Source organism: Ruegeria sp. AH7, assembly GCF_056541325.1.
This window is the reverse complement of sequence record NZ_JBQFYF010000004.1, coordinates 253,033-272,921: the sequence shown is the minus strand read 5'-3', so window position 1 is coordinate 272,921 and position 19,889 is coordinate 253,033. Positions and strand designations below refer to the sequence as shown.

Genomic DNA, 19,889 nt, shown 5'->3' with positions numbered 1-19,889 from the left:
TCTATCCATCCTTGTTGGTCCGAAACCACGATTCCGGGTCCACGGGGCTATTGTCTTCTCTTACCTCTATATAGAGCGTTTCTGACCGGTCAGTTCCAGTGCCATCACCACTTGTTGACAAAATAGCGCCGATTTCGGGCGCCGCACCGGGCATTAGCCCAACTGGTGTGCCTTCGGGGATCACCTGTCCGATGTCTCCGTATACCTCCTGCAATCCAGAAAAAACGAATAGAAGTCCGGGCTGGGGTTCCAGAATGATCAGGTTCCCAAGGTCCAGCAATGGTCCGCGATAGCGGATCGTTGCTGCGGTGGGCGCGGTGACCAAGGCGCGGGGCCGTGTGCCCAAAACCAGTCCGGGGCGGGTCACCCCCGCCGCATCGGTTTCCCCCGCACGGTGCAGCAAGATACCCTGTACCGGAAGCTGTACATCCCCCTTGCGGCTGGCCACGCTTGCGTCGGTCGCGGCAATTTCACCTTCCGAGATTTCGGACAACCCGCTGGCGAACCCATCCAGTGTTTCGGTAGATGAGATCAGGATTGCCGTCTTGATCGGGTCTTCGACGAAACGCATTGGTAGGTCAGTTCGATCAGCAATCGCCTCGCTTAGGCGGGTTCGGGCGGATTGGACGCCGCTCAGGCCCTCGGTCAGGGTCTCAGCAGCATCCTGTTGCAACAGGCGCAGGGTTCGAACCTCTTGCAGATCACGCGCCAGATCTTCTGCCTTGGCGTTCAGGCCCGGCGTGACTTCGGACAGCATCATGCCCGTCCGCGCCGCGCCCAGCGGGCCTGAAGGATGCAGCATCAGAACCGGCGGTGCCGTGGTTTCGATGGTTTGCAAAACCCCCAAGAGCTGCGCCACATCCTTTTCCCGTGTTCGTAATTCTGCCGATAGCTGAGCCTCACGGGTTGCGGCCATGCGCAGGCCATCGCGCATCGCAGACAGGCCCGCCTCATAGGCCTGAATGGTCTGGGTCAAAGCCCGTACCCGATCCCGCGCGCTGTCCGCTTCGGTCAGCGAGATCGAGGCATGCTCCAGCATCTCCGCTGCGTCAAGCGCCGCCCGCGACGGGTTCTGTGCTATAGCCTGACCTGCCAAAGACAGTGCTATGGCAGCTGCCATTACCCTCATGAGATCAAGCTTTCGCCCGTCATTTCAGGCGGCTTTGGCAGGTTCATGAGATCCAGCAGGGTTGGTGCCAGATCGGACAAGCGCCCGCTACGCAGCACGGCCCCTTCGGGACCCCCAACCAAGGCCACCGGAACCGGGTTCAGAGTATGCGCGGTATGCGGCCCGCCGGTTTCCGGATCGACCATCACCTCGCAATTGCCGTGATCGGCTGTGACGATCATCGCGCCACCGACGGTGTTCAACGCCTCGACAACTTGCGCCAAGCCCTGATCCACCGCCTCACAGGCTTTGATCGCGGCCTGCAGGTCGCCGGTGTGACCCACCATATCCGGATTGGCATAGTTGGTGACGATCAGATCATACCCGGCTTCGATGGCCTCAACGAATTTTGCCGTCACTTCGGGCGAGGACATTTCGGGCTGCAAATCATAGGTCGCGACTTTGGGCGATTTGGGCATGTAACGGTCCTCACCTTCCTCGGGGGCCTCTTTGCCGCCATTAAGGAAGAAGGTCACATGTGGGTATTTCTCAGTCTCGGCAAGCCGGAACTGACGCAAGCCCTGTTTGGCCACCCATTCGCCCAGAGTGTTGACGATTGCGCGTTTCGGGAACACGGTGGTCATATAGGCGGTATGGCTATCCGAGTACTCGACCATCCCCAACAACGCCGACAAAACCGGGCGCGGACCTGTATCGAAATCAGCAAAGCCCGGCTCGCCAATGGCGCGCAGGATTTCCCGCGCGCGGTCGGCACGGAAGTTCAGGCAAAAGAACCCGCCGCCCTCTTTGACACCCTCATACCCACCCAGAACCGTCGGCGTTATGAATTCATCCGTTTCCGACTGGTTATAGGCGTGATCAACGGCCCCATACGCCGTGCTGGCCGCACGGCCCTGACCCTTGATCATGGCATCATACGCCTGCGATACCCGCTCCCACCGGTTATCGCGATCCATGGCAAAATAACGCCCGCATATGGTGACAATACGGGCCCCTTCGGGCAGGCGATCCTCAAGCTCGGCAACATAGGTCAGGGCTGACTTCGGGGCTACGTCTCGCCCGTCGGTCATAGCGTGCAGCGCGACCGGTACACCGGCATCGGTGATCGCCTTGGCCGCCGCAACGATATGGTTCACATGCCCATGCACGCCGCCATCTGACACCAGACCCATCAAATGTGCCGTGCCGCCCGCGGCTTTCACCTTGGCAATAAACGCCTGCAGCTCGTCATTGTCAAAAAATGATCCATCCTCGATCGCCAAATCGATCTGCCCCAGATCCATAGCCACAACACGACCAGCACCAATGTTAGTGTGTCCGACCTCGGAATTGCCCATTTGCCCGCTGGGCAGACCCACATCCGGGCCGTGGGTGATCAGCGTGGCATGGGGACCTCTCATAATCGCGTCAAACGTGGGCGTGTCGGCCAAATAAGGGGCATTCGCCTGTGTGTCTTCGGACAACCCCCAACCATCCAGGATGCACAAGACTACGGGTTTGGGCGTGGCCATTTCGGTCTCCGGTAACTGCTCTTGCCCCATCTTCTAGCCTCTGGTCGCCGGGGGGTGAACCGCCTTTGCAGGAATTGGTGCAGATTTAATCAAACCGTCGGCGCATAAGAACCTTACGTCAGGTCCTCTTGTGTGATCAGGGCCGGGCCGCCTAGTCTCGGGACCTGAGGAAGAGGACAATCATGCAAACAGGACTTTCGGGTTTTGCCCTGATCTATGTGTTGGCGCCAGCTGCACTGATGTTATTGGCGCGGCACTGGGCGTTGGCTGGGCGTATCGGGCCGATTGTTTTGTGTTACATGGCCGGGCTAGCTTTGGGGGTTTCCGGCCTGCAACCCGAAGCCGCACAGCAACTTAGGGAAACCGTGATTGAAGCGAGCCTGGGGCTTGCTCTGCCCTTACTGCTGTTTGGCGTCAACCTGCGGGCCTGGGGCCGCGTGGCCGGGTCCGCTTTGCTGTCCATGGCACTGGCCGTTCTTGCGGTTGGGCTTGTCGCGACAGGGCTGTTCTTTGCCTTCAGCGCCACCGGGACCGAACAGGCCGAGCAGCTTTCGGGCATGGCAGTCGGTATGTATACTGGCGGTCTGGCGAATATGGGCGCGATCAAACTGGCGCTGGATATCCCCGAAGGCCGCTATCTGCTGTTTGCAACCGTCGACACGGTCGTCGGCTCGGCCTATCTGTTGTTTGTGCTGACCCTTGCGCCTGCGGTCTTTGGTCTGTTCCTGAAACCCTTCATGGGCGACCGTGACGCAGACCTCCCGCAAGAGGGCGAGGCTGCAAAGCCAAACCTGTATCTGCACGGCATCATCGCCTTCCTTGCAGCGTCGCTTTGTGTTGCGACCGCGTTGATCTTTGCGCCAACCTTCAGCTTTGCCGCTCAACCCGTAGTGATCGTAATCTTGCTGACAACACTGGGTCTTTTGGGATCACTTACGCCATCGCTGCACCAAAACAGAGCTGCGCCTGAAATGGGTATGTTCCTGCTTTATGTATTCTCATTCAGTGTCGCCGCTTCGATGGATCTGGCCAAGTTGCAGGACATGGATCTGGCTGTTCTGGGATTTGTCCTGATCGCCACATTCGGCAGTTTCGCCCTGCACGCGCTGTTCGCCCGGATCGCGGGAATTGACCGGGACACATTCCTGATCACATCGGTCGCCGCCGTCATGTCGCCCGCCTTTGTACCGATGATCTCGCGCAGTTTGCGCAACCCCGCAATCTTGATGTCGGGCATGGCAACCGGCATTCTGGGATTTGCCATTGGGAACTATCTGGGCATTTCACTGGCGCTGCTTCTGGCCAGAGGGGGATAGGATATGGATCATCAAAAGCTGCCCACAGCGGGTCGCCCCGAGGATGAGATACTGGATCAGCTCAAATCCTTTGCAGAGGATGACCCGAACTATCGTGAGGGCCGCACGTGGAGCCTTGTTTATCATCTGGATGACGCGCACGACGCCTTCATCGCCAAGGCCTACAGTGCGTTTTCTTCGGCCAACGGCCTGAACCCTGCCGCGTTTCAAAGCTTGAAACGGATGGAGACCCAGATCATCTCGACCATGGCAGGTCTGCTGCACGGCGGGCCGGACACGTGCGGTGTGGTCACGGCAGGCGGGACGGAAAGCTGCCTGATGGCGGTTAAAACCTACCGCGATATGGCGCGCAAACAGCGCAAGGTGACACGGCCCAACATGATCCTGCCAAAGACCGCTCATGTGGCATGGTTCAAGGCTGCTGAGTATTTCGGGGTCAAACCGCGCCTACTGCCAATGACACCGGATCATGCGACTGACATTTCCCGGCTGAAACGCATGATTAACGCCGGCACCGTGATGATCCTTGGGTCGGCCCCCGAGTACCCGCACGGCACCATCGACCCCATTGCCCAGATGGGGGCGATTGCACAATCCAAAGGTATTCCCCTGCATATCGACGCTTGCGTCGGCGGGCTGATCCTGCCGTTTATGGAACGCAACGGCGTTGACCTGCCCGACTGGGATTTCCGCGTTCCGGGGGTCACTTCGATCTCAGCCGATCTGCACAAATACGGCTATGCGGCCAAAGGGGCCTCGACCATCCTCTACCGCAATCTCGACCTGCTTAAGTATCAGATGTTCATCTGTCAGGACTGGCCCGGAGGCGTCTTTGCCTCACCCGCCCTGCTAGGCACCCGGCCAGGTGGGGCCTATGCCGCTGCCTGGGCGGTCATGCAGAAACTGGGGGTCGAGGGTTATTGCCAACTTGCCAAAGACACAACTGAAGCCGTTGAAAAGCTGAAATCCGGCATCGCGGCAATTGATGGCCTGCGCATCCTAGGCAACCCGCAGGGGCCCTTGCTGGCCTATGGTTCGACCGACCCGAAACTCAACATCTATGCGGTGGCGGATCAGCTAGAACACGCGGGCTGGAGCATCAATCGTGTCCAGAATCCCGATGGCATTCACTGTATGGTCACCGCTAAACATCTGCATGTGGCTGATGAATATCTGGCTGATCTGGCACAGACGGTTGCCACCGTGCGGGCAAATCCCGATCTGGCCAAGACCGGCGGCGCCGCGACATATGGCATGATGGCGCATGTCCCGCTACGCGGGATGGTCAAATCTAAAGTGCTGGATGTATTCGCCGAAATGTATCGCGCAGGGGGCGGGGGTTTGCATCTGGATAGTGGCAAAGCGCCAAACCTGCTGGAACGCGGCATGGCCCGGTATGTGCAGTGGAAAGCGCGGCGTAGTTAGAGCCTGACAATCAGGATTGCCGCTCCATCTGCGCCAGCATCTTCTTTGCGCGTTTGCACTGCAGTTGATCGCGCAGCGGGCTGTTCGGGTCGACATCTTTCTGGCAAACCACGCATTTATCCGCACCCGAGATTGCGTTCAGACCACCGCAGCTGCCTTTGATGGTCTTGCCCATCAGCATCACACCCAGTGACATGCCAATCATGACAAGTGCCAGAAGAACAAAAGCCAGAATGAAAGTGCTCATCTCAGTTCCTACCGTCAGTCGGTTCCCAACGCGTCTTTGAAGGCGCTGCTGTGAACCGTAATATAGGCATCATCGCCGCCTGTCACATCCCGCGAGATGAAATACACGGCAAGTTTATGCTCTTCAGCCAGCGCCAACCCTTTTTCCTGCCCCAGGGCCAGCATCGCGGTCGCCCAGGCATCGGCCATCATCGCGTTTTCCGCCAGAACGGTGACCGAGGTTGTCCGATGTGTGATCGGACGGCCCGTGACCGGGTCGATGATATGCGAATAGCGCACGCCATCTTGCTCGAAGAAGTTTTTGTAGTCGCCCGAGCTGGCCATGCCACGATCGTTCAGCGGCACGATCAGTTGCACGGTTTGCGATCCGGCTTCGGGCTTTTCGATACCGATCTGCCAGGCCTCGCCTTTGTCATTTTGCCCCTTGGCGACCAGATCACCACCAATCTCGACCAGATAGTCCTCAATCCCTGCTTCACGCAGGGTCCCAGCCACCGCGTCGATGCCATAACCTTTTGCGATTGCGGACAGGTTGATCCCCACGGCTGGATCGGATTTCGCCAAAGTACCGGCAGCGCCGTCCAATGTCAGCAACCGGGCCTGACCAACACCGCTTAGCGCTGTCTCAATATCTTCATCCGATGGCACCGGATCTTCGGGTTTCCGTGGGCCAAAGCCCCAAAGCTCAATCAGCGGGCCGAGCGTGACATCAAACGTCCCGCCTGTTTTCGCGTGCACATCGTTGGCCGCGGCCAGTACCAATGCGAACTCTTCCGACACCGCCATAGGGTCCGTGCTGGTCGAGGCCGAGAAAGTTGAAACCTCGGAATTGGGATCCCAGTTCGACATCTTGGCATTGACCTGAGCTAGAGTCTCTTCGACCGCTGTGGCCAGCGCCGCCTCGTCCAAATCCTCACCAATCGCAGTGATGTTGAAGGTTGTGCCCATTGTCTCGCCAGACAGGCGAACAACTTCGGGTTCCTTGTCGAACAGGCAACCGGTCAGAGCGGTCAAAAGGGCCAATGCAGGCAGCAGACGCATGGGGTAGTCTCCGGGAAAATCAGTGCCCGGCATATGCCAGCCACCATTGGCGGAGTCAAACCAGCATCACAGCTTTAGCGGCAAAAAGCCCAGCATCAAAAGGCCAACACCCGCAGGTACGCCAAACAACCAAGCCCGCTTTTGCCATCCTTCGGCCTGTTGTTTCCAAGCCAGGCGAAAATTATGCCCGCAAACGACCACAGCAAAGAAAATCAACGCAGCAACTGGCGGTGTCAGGTAAAGATCGCTCACGTCTTTGGGCTCCTGTTCGGGGTCCGGTTTTTGCCGATCGGGACAATTGGACCCTATACAGGTCGTTTAGCTGCGCTAAGGTGAAAGGGAAAGACACACAATACCCCGGAAGGAGAATGCCTATGGCTCCAACCTCGTATCAGTCCCCCTCGCGCGGCGATAAGGCTGACAAGTCGACCTACAGCCAGTCTGCGGAATCGAACCTGTCGCATGCACAGACAACAGTGGCAAAACTGTTGACAGGTAAAGGAGATGATGTGTTTTCCGTGCGCCCGAACGAGACCATTCATTCCGTAGTCAACACGCTCAAGGAAAAGCGGATCGGGGCAGTTCTGGTGACGGATCAGAACGGGGCGCTACAGGGTATTCTATCGGAACGCGACATTGTGCGCCGCATGGCAGATACGCCTGGCCAGACCCTGCCACAATCGGTCGAAGACTTGATGACACGCGATGTCAAAACTTGCTCACCTGACGATTATCTGAATGACGTTCTGAAAACGATGACCGAAGGCAAATTTCGCCATATGCCCGTCTTGCGCGACGGTAATCTGTGCGGTGTGATCACTATTGGCGATGTGGTGCATTTCCGGTTACAGGAACTGGAATACGAAGCGCTGCGCATGAAGCAGATGATCGTAGGCTGATCGCGTTCAGGTCGAGGTGAAGCGCACACCGCCATGAAACACCTCGGCCGCCGTGAGGCGATTGGTGACAAACGCGCCGGTGTCTATTGAGATAACTCCGTTCTCTGCCCGCGCCTGATCAACAATGGTATGGCCGTGCAGGACCCATTGACCATCCTCTCTGGGCTCGCGCGTTAGCATCGGATGCCCCCACAGGCAGATATCGCGTGGTTGCGCATTAACAGGATGGCGTGGGTCCAGTGCCGCGTGCACAACAGTGATATTGCCGCTGGTCCAGGTCAGGGGACGATCCCTGAGCCAGCTCAATAGGTCTTCCCCCATAACCCGCTGCAATTTTTCAGCAATCTCGACCGCCGGTTCGCCTAAAATGGCCTCGGCCACACCGGTGATGCCAAACGAGGCGAGCGTTTGAACGCCACCGTTTTGCAGCCACAGGCGGCTGACCCGTTTTGGATCGTCAACGAAGCGCAAAAGCATCTCTTCGTGATTGCCCAGCAGGCAGGTGACCCGTCCGCCCGAAGATTCGCTGAGATGCCGCAACTGATGCAAGACCTGAGCGCTGTAGGCACCGCGATCTACATAGTCGCCAACAAAAACCCAAGGGCAACTGTCGTCCAACCGGGGCAGCAAATCCTGCAACAGATCCAGCCGCCCATGAATGTCGCCAATGGCGATGAACGGTTGATCGGGCGCGATCTCGGGCATTATGGGCGACGGCGCTTGCGCGTCGTGTTTACCGAACAGCCCTTTGATCCAATCCCTAACCATCACGTGCCCTCCCTACCCCGGCTCAGCCTTGGCGACAATCGGCAATTCCCAGTGGCGTTTTCGGCGTGTGCCTAATCGACCAGCTTGGCCGAATAGCCGCAAAACGGGAAAATCTGCTTGACCTCGAAGCGGGGAAAGTATCCCTGATGCGCAGAGTTTTATTGTGTTCGAGGGTTTTATGAAACGTGTTTTGATCACCGGGACCGCAGGGTTCATCGGCTTCCATCTGGCAAAGCTCCTGCTGTCAGAAGGGTTCCGGGTGCATGGCTATGACGGGATGACAGACTATTACGATGTCACCCTGAAACAGCGCCGCCATCAGATGCTGATGCAGACCCCAGGTTTCACCGCGACCGAGGCGATGCTGGAAGATCACGAACAGCTGATGAAAGTCGCTGATGAGTTTCAGCCCGAGATTATCGTTCACCTCGCAGCACAAGCCGGGGTCCGATACAGCCTGGAAGAGCCGCGCAGCTACATAAACTCCAATGTTGTCGGTACGTTCAACGTGATGGAGGCCGCGCGCATCCACAAGGTCGAACACCTGCTGATGGCTTCGACCTCATCGGTCTACGGTGCCAATGAAGAGATGCCCTTTACAGAGGTCGAAAAGGCCGACACCCAGCTGACCATCTATTCGGCCACCAAAAAGGCCAATGAGGCGATGGGCCACTCCTACGCGCATCTTTGGGACTTGCCGACAACGATGTTCCGGTTTTTCACCGTCTATGGCACCTGGGGACGGCCTGATCTGGCGCTGTACAAATTCGTGGATGCGATTCTGGATGACCGGCCCATCGACATCTACAATCACGGTGACATGTATCGCGATTTCACAAACGTGGACGATCTGGTCCGTGGCATCCGATTGTTGATCGATGTGCCGCCCGTGCGCCCCGAAAGCGCTGACCAGATTGAAGAGGGTGACAGCCTGTCCCCCGTTGCGCCCTATCGCGTGGTCAATATCGGCAATGGCGACAAGGTGCGCCTGATGGATTTTGTCGAAGCCATCGAAGAAGCGATAGGCAAAGAGGCCATCCGAAACTATATGCCCATGCAGATGGGCGACGTCCCCGCCACATGGGCCAATACTGATCTGCTGCAACGGCTAACTGGTTACCGCCCGCAAACCGATTTCAAAGATGGGATCGCCCGGTTTGTCGCGTGGTTCCGGGACTATCACGGCAAATAAAGACTGAGACCTGAATGCTGCAAACGAACCCCGATGCCCGCAAGATCGCTGTCATTGGATTGGGCTATGTGGGCCTGCCTTTGGCGGTGGCCTTTGGCAAGATCAGCCCGGTCATCGGGTTCGACATCAACCCGGCCCGCATCGACGCCCTGCGCGCCGGCCAAGATGCCACGCACGAGGTTGAACCGGAAGATCTAGCCGCCGCAACGGGTCTGACCTTCACCACCGATGTCGCAGATCTTGCGGCCTGTGACACCTATATCGTCACCGTGCCCACCCCGATCACGGCTGGCAAACAGCCTGACCTTTCGCCTCTGCTTGCGGCATCGGAAACAGTCGGCGGTGTTCTGAAACCCGGCGATCTGGTGATTTACGAATCCACCGTCTATCCCGGCGCGACCGAGGAAGATTGCGTTCCGGTGCTGGAACGCGCTTCGGACCTGAAATTCAACACGGATTTCTTTGCAGGCTACAGCCCGGAACGCATTAATCCTGGCGACAAGACCCATCGGATTGCGGATATTTGCAAGGTGACCTCTGGCTCGACCTCCGAAGTGGCCGATCTGGTCGATGCGCTATATGCCCGGATCATCACCGCCGGAACCCACAAGGCCGAAAGCATCCGCGTGGCCGAAGCGGCAAAGGTCATCGAAAACACCCAACGCGATCTGAACATCGCGCTGGTCAATGAACTGGCGATGATCTTCGGACGCATGGGCATCGATACCGAGGCCGTCCTGCGCGCCGCAGGCACCAAATGGAATTTCCTGCCCTTCCGCCCCGGCCTGGTCGGTGGTCACTGTATTGGCGTTGATCCGTACTACCTGACCCACAAGGCCGAGGCCGTGGGCCATCATCCCCAGATCATCCTGGCCGGGCGGCGGCTGAACGATCGGATGGGCAGCTATGTGGTATCTCAACTGGTCAAACGCATGACCCGCAACGGCATCAATGTTGGTACGGCACAGGTTCTGGTTCTGGGCCTGACCTTCAAGGAAAACTGCCCCGACCTGCGCAACACCCGCGTCGTTGATATCATTGAGGAATTGCAGAGTTATGGCATCAGCGTTGATGTCCACGATCCCCATGCCGACCCCGCCGCAGCCGAGGCTGAATACGGTCTCTCGCTTTTAGAGGTCCCTCAGGACGAGACTTATGACGCGGTCGTTTTGGCTGTCGCGCATCAGGAATACAAAGACCTCGACCCTGCCACATTCCGCGCCTACGGCAAAGCCAACAGCGTGGTGTACGACATCAAGTCCTGCCTGCCAAGGGACGCAAGCGACTTGAGGCTTTGACTCAGTTCCGCAAATGAAAACCGGCGCGTGTTGCGCCGGTTTTTTTGGTCTCTTACCCGCCGAAATCGTCGAGCATGATGTCTTCGCGGTCCACACCCAGATCCAGCAGCATGTTGATGACCGACTGGTTCATGATTGGAGGACCACACATGTAGAACTCACAATCCTCGGGCGCAGGGTGATTCTTGAGGTATTCTTCGAACAGAACGTTGTGAATGAAGCCGGTATAGCCCGTCCAATCGTCCTCGGGCTGTGCGTCCGACAAGGCCACGTGCCAATCGAAATTGTCGAACTCTTCGGCCAGCTGGTCAAAATCCTCGACAAAGAACATCTCTTTCTTAGACCGCGCACCATACCAAAAACTGATCTTGCGATCGCGGTTTTCCAGACGCTTAAGTTGGTCAAAGATGTGGCTGCGCATCGGCGCCATACCCGCGCCACCACCGATGAAGACCATCTCTTTTTGGGTATCGCGGGCGAAGAACTCACCAAACGGACCCGAGATCGTCACCTTGTCACCCGGTTTCAGGTTGAAGATGTAAGACGACATCTGACCCGCCGGAATACCCTCGGACCCCGGAGGCGGTGAGGCAACCCGGACGTTCAGCATGATCATGCCTTTTTCATCCGGATAGTTGGCCATCGAATAGGCGCGTTCAATCGGCTCGTTTACGACGGATTCGTACTGCCACAGATTGAAGCGATCCCAGTCCTCGCGATATTCCTCTTCCACGTCGAAATCGGTGTATTTCAGTGCATGCGCAGGGGCTTCGATCTGGATGTAACCACCGGCGCGGAAGTTCACGTCCTCGCCTTCAGGCAAGTCCAGAGTCAGTGCTTTGATGAAGGTCGCCACGTTTTCGTTCGAACGAACGGTGCATTCCCACTTCTTAACGCCAAAGACCTCTTCGGGGACTTCGATCTCCATGTCCTGCTTGACTGCAACCTGGCAGGACAGACGGTCACCACACGACGCCTCACGTTTTGTGATATGGCTTTCTTCGGTCGGCAGGATCGAGCCGCCACCAGAATGCACGCGCACACGGCATTGCGCGCAGGTGCCACCGCCGCCACAGGCCGACGGGACGAACAGCTTTTCAGCCGCCAGGGTTTGTAGCAGTTTGCCACCCGCCGGGACCGAAACGGTTTTCTCACCGTTGATGGTGATGTTGACATTGCCGGTCGACACAAGGCGCGACCGCGCTGCCATGATGACGGCCACCAGACCCAGAACGATAACGGTGAAAAGGGCTACACCTAAGCCAAAGGTTTCCATTGCGCCCTCCTTACAGTTTCACGCCCGAGAAGGACATGAAGGCCATCGCCATCAGTCCTGCGGTGATGAAAGTGATGCCCAGACCCTGCAAGCCGTCGGGGATGTCCGAGTATTTCAGCTTTTCCCGAACACCCGCCATCGCGGTGATCGCCAGCGCCCAACCAAAGCCTGAAGACAGGCCATAGGTGGTCGCCTCGGCAAAGTTATAGTCGCGTTCCACCATGAACAGCGAGCCACCCAGAATAGCGCAGTTCACTGTGATCAGCGGCAGGAAGATCCCCAGCGCGTTGTAAAGCGGCGGGAAATATTTATCCAAAACCATCTCAAGGATCTGAACCATCGCCGCGATCACACCGATATACGAGATCAGACCAAGGAACGTCAGGTCCACATCCGGGAACCCGGCCCAGGCCAGCGCGCCCGGCTTGAGCAGGTAGTTCAGCAGCAGGTTGTTGGCGGGCACGGTGATGGCTTGCACAACCATGACCGAAATACCCAGACCCAGCGCGGTCGAAATCTTCTTGGAAACGGCGATGAAGGTACACATCCCCAGAAAGAAGCTGAGCGCAAGGTTTTCGACAAAGATGGCCTTTACGGCCAGTGAGATCAGACCTTCCATCAGTGGGCCTCTACCTGCTGAATTTTGTATTCACGCTCTTCCACCTGGTTCGGCTTCCATGTGCGGAAGGCCCAGATGATCAGACCGATGATGAAGAACGCCGACGGTGGCAGCAGCAACATACCGTTGGGCACGTACCAGCCACCGTTGTTGACGGTCTCCAGTATGGTAACGCCGAACAGCGACCCGGCACCGAACAGCTCACGAATGAAGCCGACCAGCAGCAGGATCAGGCCATAGCCCATGCCGTTGCCCATGCCGTCAATGAAGGACGCGACGGGCGGGTTTTTCATCGCAAACGCCTCGGCGCGGCCCATCACGATACAGTTGGTGATGATCAGGCCGACGAAAACCGACAGGGTTTTCGAGATCTCGAACGCATAAGCCTTGAGGATCTGGTCCACCAGGATCACCAGCGAAGCGATGATCACCATCTGCACGATGATCCGGATCGAGCCGGGAATCTGGTTGCGCAGGCAGGAGATGAAGAAGGACGAGAACGAGGTCACGAAGATCACCGCCAGCGCCATCACCATCGACACCTGCAGCGACGAGGTCACCGCCAGTGCGGAACAGATGCCCAGCACCTGCAAGGTGATCGGGTTGTTGTCGACAAGCGGGTCGACCAGCATCTCTTTCTTGGTCTGGGACATCAGAGCTCTCCTGCTTGCAGCTTGGCCAGAAACGGTGCGTAACCCGCATCGCCCATCCAGAATTTCACCAGGTTATCGACACCGACCGAGGTCAAAGTGGCACCCGCCAACGCGTCGATATAGAAGTCGGGTCCGGCTGCCGGCTGGGACTTCGACACGGTGATTTGCAGATCACCATTGTCGTCACGCAGCTTCTTACCGTTCCACAGAGCCTTCCAGCGTGGGTTGTCCACCTCGGCCCCAAGACCGGGGGTCTCACCGTGCTGATAGAATTGAAGGCCGTAAATGTCGTTGCCGTTATTCTCCAACGCGATAAACCCGTAAAGCGTGGACCACAGGCCATAGCCGTGCAGCGGCAGGATCACCTTGTCCAACGCACCGGCGTCGTCGCGCAGCAGATAGATTACGCGATACTTCGACTTGCGGCCAATGCCAGCCGGGTCATCGTCCAGCGCAACGCTCAGCTCAGGATCGCTGGCTGCAGCGATGTCATCGAACGTGGCCGGGTCGAACTGATCATCTACGAAATCGCCGGTGGACAGTTCCAGCACATGAGGTTCGAACGCGGCGAAGGCTTCGGTTACGTCGATGCCGGGCTCGAACACCCCTGCGACTTGCAGAACGTTGACCTGCTTGTCCTTCAGACGGTTGGTTTCCTGCACCGGGCGCAGGCTGACGGCAGCGGCGGATACGACCATCGACGCGACCAGACAAACCGCGACTGCGACAAAGATCGTCTTGCCAACTGAGTCTGGCGAAGCAGCCAGGAACCGGGCAATCGCGCCTTTTGGTTCTTGAGGTTGCGGATCAGACATGGCGACGCGCCCTCCGTTTGATGTTGGCTTGCACGACGAAATAGTCGATCAGCGGAGCAAAGACATTGCCGAACAGGATGGCCAGCATCATGCCTTCGGGGAAGGCCGGGTTGATGACACGGATCATCACAACCATGACACCGATCAGAGCACCGTAAATGTAGCGACCCATGTTGGTGTGGCTGGCGGAAACAGGCTCGGTCACCATGAAGGCCAAGCCGAAGGCATACCCACCAATGACCACATGCCAGTACCAAGGCATCGCAAACATCGGGTTGGTGTCCGACCCGATCAGGTTCAACAGCAGGGTAAAGCCGATGGTCCCCGCCAGACAGCCGACGATAAGCCGGTAGTTGGCGATCCGCGTAGCCAACAGGAAGGCCAGACCGATCATACAAGCAAGCGTCGAGGTCTCGCCAAAGCTGCCCTGGATCGAGCCGAAGAACGCGTTCCACCAGGTGATGCCATCAGCTGCCAGCGCCTGAAAGCCCTGCGACGCGGAGACGGACAGCGCGGTTGCGCCCGAGAAGCCATCAACCGGTGTCCAGACCGTGTCACCGGACATGCTCGCCGGATAGGCGAAATACAGGAACGCACGACCAACCAAAGCCGGGTTCAGGAAGTTCTTGCCGGTGCCACCAAATACTTCTTTCCCGATCACGACGCCGAAGATGATGCCCAAGGCCACCTGCCACAACGGCGCAGTTGCCGGCATAATCAGCGTGTAAAGCATAGAGGTCACAAGGAAACCCTCGTTTACTTCATGGCCTCGCACGGTGGCAAAGATGACCTCGAAGATACCGCCTGCCACAAGGGTGACGATATAGATCGGCAGGAAATAGGTCAGCCCGTGCATCACATTGGCAAAAACGCTGGAGGGGTCCAGCGAGATACCAAACATCTGCAGCAGGGCAATCCGCCAGCCGGTGGCCGAGTCAGGCCCTAGCAGGGCAATGGCCGAGTTCGCCTGATAGCCGGTATTGTACATCCCCCACAGGATACAGGGGATCGTCGCGATCACGACATAGGTCATGATCCGCTTCATATCGATGTAGGACCGTGCATGCGGTGCGACGGTGGTTACAGTTTTCGGAGTGTAGATGAAGCTTTCCACCATCTCGTAGATGGGGAAGTACTTCTCGTACTTGCCGCCCTTGGTAAAGTTCGGCTCGATCCGGTCAAAGAAGCTGCGCAAACCCATGTGGCTCAGCCCTCCTTTTCAATCTTTGCAAGGCAGTCGCGCAGCGCCAGCCCGTATTCATATTTCGCCGGGCAGGCAAAGCCCACAAGGCCAAGATCCTCTTCGTCCAGCTCCAGTGCGCCCAATGCCTGAGCGGTGTCGGTGTCCATCACCAGCAAGGCCCGCAACAACTGCGTTGGCAGGTAGTCCTGCGGCATCAGCCGTTCGAACACGCCGGTCGGCACCATCGCGCGACGGCCCCCATTCAGGTTCGACGTCAACGGAAACAGTTTCTTAGACAAAGCGGACCCGAGCACGGGCTGGACCGAATACTTCGATGGCATCGGACGAATCCATCCCAACGGGATCTGGTCGTGATCCTCGCGAATGATCGAAAGCTGCCGCGCGAACCGACCCAGATAGGCAGTCGGCCCATCGGCCTGCATACCCGACAGGATCGAGCCTGAGATAATTCGGGGCGTGCCGTCGACATTGACCTCATCCCGGGTCAGATCGTCGGTCGAGGCACCCATGACGGTACGGATAAGACGCGGCTGACGCGCGCCGGGGCCGCTGATCGCGATCACGATGTTCGGGTCCAGATGTCCAGTCTGCACCAGACGACCGATGGCGATCACGTCCAGATAGCCGATCGTCCAGACCTGTTTGTCGCCTGCCAGAGGTTCCAGGAAGTGGATATGCGTACCGGCCAGACCTGCCGGGTGCGGGCCTGCAAAAGCGGCCGCTTCGACACCGGCTACATCCGCACCGGGAACGCTGTCACCTTCCTTGTGGCACAGATACGTCTTGCCCTCAGTCAGCTTTGCGATGGCTGCAAGACCCGCAGCAAACGCATCCCCTGCATCTGCAATGATCAAAGCGGCATCCCCGGCCAACGGCTCGGACTCCATCGCGGTGACAAAGATGGCTGCCGGCTTTGTACCCGGTGCAGGCATCTTGGAATAGGGCCGCGTGCGGAACGCGGTCCACAGACCGGCGGCACACAGCTTCTCGGTCACGCCTTCTGCGCTGTCGGCATCGCCAATGCCCGAGAAATCGACACCCGTATCATTGGCGTCCGACACCTCGATCACGACGCTTTGCAGCACGCGGCGCGCACCACGGTTGATCGCCACGATCTTGCCGGTCAACGGCGCCACCATCATCGCCTCGGGCGCATCCTTGTGGCAGAACAAGGGCGTGCCGCGTTGAACCGCATCGCCTTCCTGTACCAGCATCTTTGGCTTGAGGCCCAGATAGTCTGCGCCCAGCGCGGCCACGGTTTTGAACTCCGGCCCTGGATGGATTTTCTGCTCAGGTGCACCCTGAACCGGCAATTCCATCCCTTTTTTCAGTTTGAAAGTTTGCATGTCGCTACGGTCTTCCAAGCCTCTTTTCCTGCGCCGACTATCCTGCCCGCTCGTTCGGAGCCAAGATAACACGAACCACGTCACCTGAGGGAGAACGATTGCGCCAAATCCCCAATGCAATCCGCCAGCGTGCTTTCGATCAGGGACCCTTTACGCGCGCCGCGCACGAAACGCAAACCTGTTACCGCCGAAAAACCCGACAACCGCTTCACTTTCTGCTTAGTCCACCAATTCAAGGGCAATCTAGCACAAAAAAACCGTGTCGCGCCCGATTTGTATCCGGTGTAAGCAACCCCCATGAAAACACCCGGTATGTTCGAAATTTTCCTAGTGGCCACCCCAGGCTTGGAGGCACCGCTTTGCGAAGAAGCGGTCGAGAATGGATTCGAGAATGCACATCGCGTTGCGGGTGGTATCAGTTGCAGGGGAGACTGGGCCGAGGTCTGGCGTGCCAATCTTTCCTTACGCGGGGCCAACAAGGTTCTGGTGCGCATCGGCAGTTTCCCAGCGGTTCATCTTGCACAGCTAGACAAACGGGCACGCAAATTCCACTGGGCCGAGTTCCTGCGTCCCGACATCCCCGTGAAGGTCGAGGCCACCAGCCGCAAGTCTCGTATCTATCACGCCGGGGCCGCGCGCCAGCGGATCGAACGCGCAATCACCGAGACATTGGGCGCACCCGTCTCTTCAGACGCTGATCTGCGCGTCATGCTGCGGATCGAGAAAGATGTTTGCACCCTGTCGCTGGACACCTCCGGAGAGCCTTTGCACAAACGCGGGCACAAACCCGCAATCGCCAAGGCTCCGATGCGCGAAACCATGGCCGCAATGTTTCTGCGGTCCTGCGGTTTTGTTGGGTCCGAGCCAGTGCTGGACCCGATGTGCGGTTCGGGCACGTTTGTGATCGAAGCGGCAGAAATCGCCCTTGGGCTGCAGTCCGGTCGATCTCGGCGGTTCGCATTCGAGTATCTGGCAGGCTTTGATGCCGCTGCATTTGAAGCGCTGCGTCAAGGCGGCCCAACCACCGAGACATCTCTGATCTTTCGCGGCTCGGACCGCAATGCCGGCGCGGTTGAGGCTGCCAGTGCCAACGCGGCTCAGGCAGGGGTCTCAGATGTCACTCAGTTCGCCCACCGCTCTGTCAGTGACATCAAGCCCGTCGGCGATCAGCCCGGCCTTGTGATCGCGAACCCACCCTACGGTGCCCGCATCGGCGACGAGAAACGCCTTCGCGCGCTTTACGGCAGCCTGGGCAAAACCCTGATGTCCCGCTTTCAGGGCTGGCGCGTCGGGATCGTCACCAGCAACCCCTCCCTTGCCCGCGCCACACGCCTGCCCGGCCTGTCAGCCGGCCCCGTGGTCGATCATGGCGGGACCAAAGTGAAGCTCTACCAAACCGGTCCCCTGCCCTGAGCGCATGTCCTGCGCATGGCTCACAATGCCCCTTGCACATCCACCTCACCGCGTATAGACCCCGCGCCACGGTCGGAGTGTAGCTCAGCCTGGTAGAGCACTGTCTTCGGGAGGCAGGGGTCGGAGGTTCGAATCCTCTCACTCCGACCAATGGAACTGGATCGTTACTGTGGAGTTGCAGGGACTTTGTCCCATAAATCACCAATGTGTCCTCAATCGGCACACACTTTGTCCAACTAACTGAAAACAAAAGATCACTTTTTGAGCCTTTTTCAGCGGCTTTTGATCCAGCGTCAGGGGCGGAAAGCGGAAGTCTGCTGCAGTTGCATCGTCTGGTAGATGGCATCGAAGAGCAGACATTCAAAATCACCTGGTTTCGGATGCCGAGACTTCCACAATTGACCGATACGGATGAAGATGAGCACTGACTTTTTCTTTCTTTTTCGTATGATGAGAAGGCTTAAAGCCAGTCGCAGCAATTAGAGTTTTGCTATTGGTGAAACAGGAATGAGCTGCCGTGACGAATGATACGATCAATAGAAATGATATCGCGTTGGCGTTATCAGGAGGTGGATCGCGCGCGATAGCGTTTCATCTTGGTTGTCTTCGAGCACTCAGAGAACGGGGTTTACTTGATCGTGTGAGAACGATCTCAACCGTTTCAGGTGGCAGCGTTATAGGAGCCGCCTATTGTTTGGCGGTTGATGACTTCGATACCTTTGAAAAGCAAATCACTCACTTTCTGAGAAACGGGTTGTTCAAGCCGACCCTGAAGACTGCTTTTTCGCTAATCGGCCTCGCCTGGGTGATCTCAGAGCTCCTTATCTTGTCTCTCTACATTTTTTGGAAGTTCCTTGGTCTAGGCCTTAAGGCGCTCAGGTCGATACTTCGCCTATGCGGGATCTATGTCTGGGTTGGGCGGCGGTTTCGTTTTTTGTTGCGACGACCATTGACGCGAACTTCTTTGATCGAACGGACGCTGGACCGGCTGCTGTACCAGGGAGCGACACTCAGCAAACTGCCGAAAGGCAGTCCAAACCTCATCGTGAATGCAACCGAGCTTACAACTGGCTCAGCGTTTCGTTTTTCTCCCACAGCATCAGGCGGATGGAGGTTTGGCCAAATAGAAAATTGTGACGTCCCGTTGTCGCATGCGGTAGCTGCATCGGCAGCCTACCCTCTTTTCCTCAGTCACGTTCGGGATCGATACGAATTCAAGCGCAAGGACGGAACCAAGCATACGAGTGTTGTCTCGCTGACCGACGGAGGAGTTTACGATAATCTCGGTCTTGGACCGCTCTGGCCTGATCGGTCATCGAAGGTCAGTCTCAATGTAGATCCCAGCCCACATCTCATTTGTTGCTCTGCTGGCTATGGCCTGCGCGCTGACGACCATCCTGCCTACTGGATCAGTCGCATGATGCAATCATTCTACACGACATTTGACCGGGCCCAGAATGCTGCCATTAACCAAATGCATGCACTCAAGGCCAACGGCAAAGTCGACGTCTTAATCTTTCCCTATCTTGGAATGCGAGATCAAAACTTACCCGAAAAACCTGCTGATCTTGTCACACGCGAACAGGTTCATGCATATCCTACTGATTTCTTTGGTATGTCTGACGAAAACATACGGCTCATTGGCCGGCGTGGAGAACAGCTGACACACCACTTGTTGGACCTCTACGGGCAAGAACTTGGCCCGCGGGAGACGTAGGCTCTTGTTTCCGCTTTGTTC

The 19,889-nt window shown here is 57.6% G+C and carries 19 protein-coding genes and 1 tRNA gene; 8 read left to right on the top strand and 12 right to left on the bottom strand.

Annotated features, from left to right (window positions below; all coding sequences use genetic code 11):
• Position 1: 1 nt before the first annotated feature.
• Together ACR0JX_RS11790 and gpmI are read right to left on the bottom strand one after the other, a co-directional pair.
• Positions 2–1,129 (bottom strand): murein hydrolase activator EnvC family protein, encoded by a 1,128-nt coding sequence (locus ACR0JX_RS11790; RefSeq protein ID WP_480543990.1) that lies wholly within the window; start codon positions 1,127–1,129, stop codon positions 2–4.
• On the bottom strand, positions 1,126–2,640 hold the full coding sequence (gene gpmI, locus ACR0JX_RS11785) for a 2,3-bisphosphoglycerate-independent phosphoglycerate mutase (protein ID WP_480543989.1): 1,515 nt from the start codon (positions 2,638–2,640) through the stop codon (positions 1,126–1,128). Before gpmI ends, ACR0JX_RS11790 begins: the two co-directional genes overlap by 4 nt.
• A gap of 182 nt (positions 2,641–2,822) precedes the next feature.
• Here gpmI and ACR0JX_RS11780 point away from each other — a divergent pair, with 182 nt between their 5' ends.
• Positions 2,823–3,956 carry a DUF819 family protein gene (locus tag ACR0JX_RS11780; RefSeq protein ID WP_480543988.1) on the top strand — a complete coding sequence of 378 codons (1,134 nt, stop codon included), beginning with the start codon at positions 2,823–2,825 and terminating at the stop codon, positions 3,954–3,956.
• 3 nt (positions 3,957–3,959) lie between these two features.
• Positions 3,960–5,381, top strand: a complete 1,422-nt coding sequence (locus tag ACR0JX_RS11775; protein WP_480543987.1) for a pyridoxal phosphate-dependent decarboxylase family protein — start codon at positions 3,960–3,962, stop codon at positions 5,379–5,381.
• Between the two features lie 10 nt (positions 5,382–5,391).
• Here the strand turns inward: ACR0JX_RS11775 and nqrM are convergent, their stop codons facing one another.
• From nqrM to ACR0JX_RS11760, 3 genes are all read right to left on the bottom strand, one after another.
• Positions 5,392–5,628, bottom strand: coding sequence for a (Na+)-NQR maturation NqrM (gene nqrM, locus ACR0JX_RS11770; protein ID WP_480543986.1), 237 nt, complete (start codon positions 5,626–5,628; stop codon positions 5,392–5,394).
• A gap of 14 nt (positions 5,629–5,642) precedes the next feature.
• Entirely contained in the window at positions 5,643–6,668 is a 1,026-nt protein-coding gene (locus ACR0JX_RS11765; RefSeq protein ID WP_480543985.1) for an FAD:protein FMN transferase, read from the bottom strand.
• Positions 6,669–6,734: 66 nt separating this feature from the next.
• Positions 6,735–6,920, bottom strand: coding sequence for a hypothetical protein (locus tag ACR0JX_RS11760; protein ID WP_480543984.1), 186 nt, complete (start codon positions 6,918–6,920; stop codon positions 6,735–6,737).
• A gap of 122 nt (positions 6,921–7,042) precedes the next feature.
• Between ACR0JX_RS11760 and ACR0JX_RS11755 the strand changes: the two genes are divergently transcribed.
• Positions 7,043–7,567 (top strand): CBS domain-containing protein, encoded by a 525-nt coding sequence (locus ACR0JX_RS11755; RefSeq protein WP_170534749.1) that lies wholly within the window; start codon positions 7,043–7,045, stop codon positions 7,565–7,567.
• A gap of 6 nt (positions 7,568–7,573) precedes the next feature.
• Here the strand turns inward: ACR0JX_RS11755 and ACR0JX_RS11750 are convergent, their stop codons facing one another.
• Positions 7,574–8,335: a metallophosphoesterase gene (locus ACR0JX_RS11750; protein ID WP_480543983.1), complete on the bottom strand. Its 762-nt coding sequence runs from the start codon at positions 8,333–8,335 to the stop codon at positions 7,574–7,576.
• Between the two features lie 178 nt (positions 8,336–8,513).
• Between ACR0JX_RS11750 and ACR0JX_RS11745 the strand changes: the two genes are divergently transcribed.
• The gene (locus ACR0JX_RS11745; protein ID WP_480543982.1) at positions 8,514–9,527 is read left to right on the top strand and encodes an SDR family NAD(P)-dependent oxidoreductase; all 1,014 of its coding nucleotides are present in this window, start codon (positions 8,514–8,516) and stop codon (positions 9,525–9,527) included.
• Positions 9,528–9,541: 14 nt separating this feature from the next.
• A complete protein-coding gene (gene tviB / locus ACR0JX_RS11740) occupies positions 9,542–10,825 on the top strand; it encodes a Vi polysaccharide biosynthesis UDP-N-acetylglucosamine C-6 dehydrogenase TviB (protein WP_480543981.1) in 1,284 nt (427 codons plus the stop codon).
• 52 nt (positions 10,826–10,877) lie between these two features.
• Here tviB and nqrF read toward each other — a convergent pair whose 3' ends face one another.
• Genes nqrF through ACR0JX_RS11710 form a run of 6 tightly spaced genes read right to left on the bottom strand, consistent with a single transcriptional unit; the run spans position 10,878 to position 16,738 of the window.
• Positions 10,878–12,101 (bottom strand): NADH:ubiquinone reductase (Na(+)-transporting) subunit F, encoded by a 1,224-nt coding sequence (gene nqrF / locus ACR0JX_RS11735; protein WP_480543980.1) that lies wholly within the window; start codon positions 12,099–12,101, stop codon positions 10,878–10,880.
• 10 nt (positions 12,102–12,111) lie between these two features.
• On the bottom strand, positions 12,112–12,720 hold the full coding sequence (nqrE, locus tag ACR0JX_RS11730) for an NADH:ubiquinone reductase (Na(+)-transporting) subunit E (protein ID WP_039526851.1): 609 nt from the start codon (positions 12,718–12,720) through the stop codon (positions 12,112–12,114).
• Positions 12,720–13,373: an NADH:ubiquinone reductase (Na(+)-transporting) subunit D gene (locus tag ACR0JX_RS11725; RefSeq protein WP_152460184.1), complete on the bottom strand. Its 654-nt coding sequence runs from the start codon at positions 13,371–13,373 to the stop codon at positions 12,720–12,722. The genes nqrE and ACR0JX_RS11725 overlap by 1 nt, the downstream gene beginning before the upstream one ends.
• Positions 13,373–14,188: a Na(+)-translocating NADH-quinone reductase subunit C gene (locus ACR0JX_RS11720; protein ID WP_480543979.1), complete on the bottom strand. Its 816-nt coding sequence runs from the start codon at positions 14,186–14,188 to the stop codon at positions 13,373–13,375. Before ACR0JX_RS11720 ends, ACR0JX_RS11725 begins: the two co-directional genes overlap by 1 nt.
• Complete coding sequence (locus ACR0JX_RS11715; protein ID WP_480543978.1) at positions 14,181–15,389, bottom strand: NADH:ubiquinone reductase (Na(+)-transporting) subunit B; 1,209 nt, start codon at positions 15,387–15,389, stop codon at positions 14,181–14,183. Before ACR0JX_RS11715 ends, ACR0JX_RS11720 begins: the two co-directional genes overlap by 8 nt.
• Before the next feature lie 5 nt (positions 15,390–15,394).
• Positions 15,395–16,738: a Na(+)-translocating NADH-quinone reductase subunit A gene (locus tag ACR0JX_RS11710; protein ID WP_480544124.1), complete on the bottom strand. Its 1,344-nt coding sequence runs from the start codon at positions 16,736–16,738 to the stop codon at positions 15,395–15,397.
• Positions 16,739–17,035: 297 nt separating this feature from the next.
• Here ACR0JX_RS11710 and ACR0JX_RS11705 point away from each other — a divergent pair, with 297 nt between their 5' ends.
• The 3 genes from ACR0JX_RS11705 to ACR0JX_RS11695 all read left to right on the top strand — a co-directional run bounded on the left by ACR0JX_RS11705 (position 17,036) and on the right by ACR0JX_RS11695 (position 19,868).
• Positions 17,036–18,151, top strand: coding sequence for a THUMP domain-containing class I SAM-dependent RNA methyltransferase (locus ACR0JX_RS11705; RefSeq protein WP_480543977.1), 1,116 nt, complete (start codon positions 17,036–17,038; stop codon positions 18,149–18,151).
• Positions 18,152–18,224: 73 nt separating this feature from the next.
• Positions 18,225–18,301, top strand: a tRNA-Pro gene (locus tag ACR0JX_RS11700).
• A gap of 367 nt (positions 18,302–18,668) precedes the next feature.
• Positions 18,669–19,868 carry a patatin-like phospholipase family protein gene (locus ACR0JX_RS11695; protein WP_480543976.1) on the top strand — a complete coding sequence of 400 codons (1,200 nt, stop codon included), beginning with the start codon at positions 18,669–18,671 and terminating at the stop codon, positions 19,866–19,868.
• Positions 19,869–19,889: the final 21 nt, after the last annotated feature.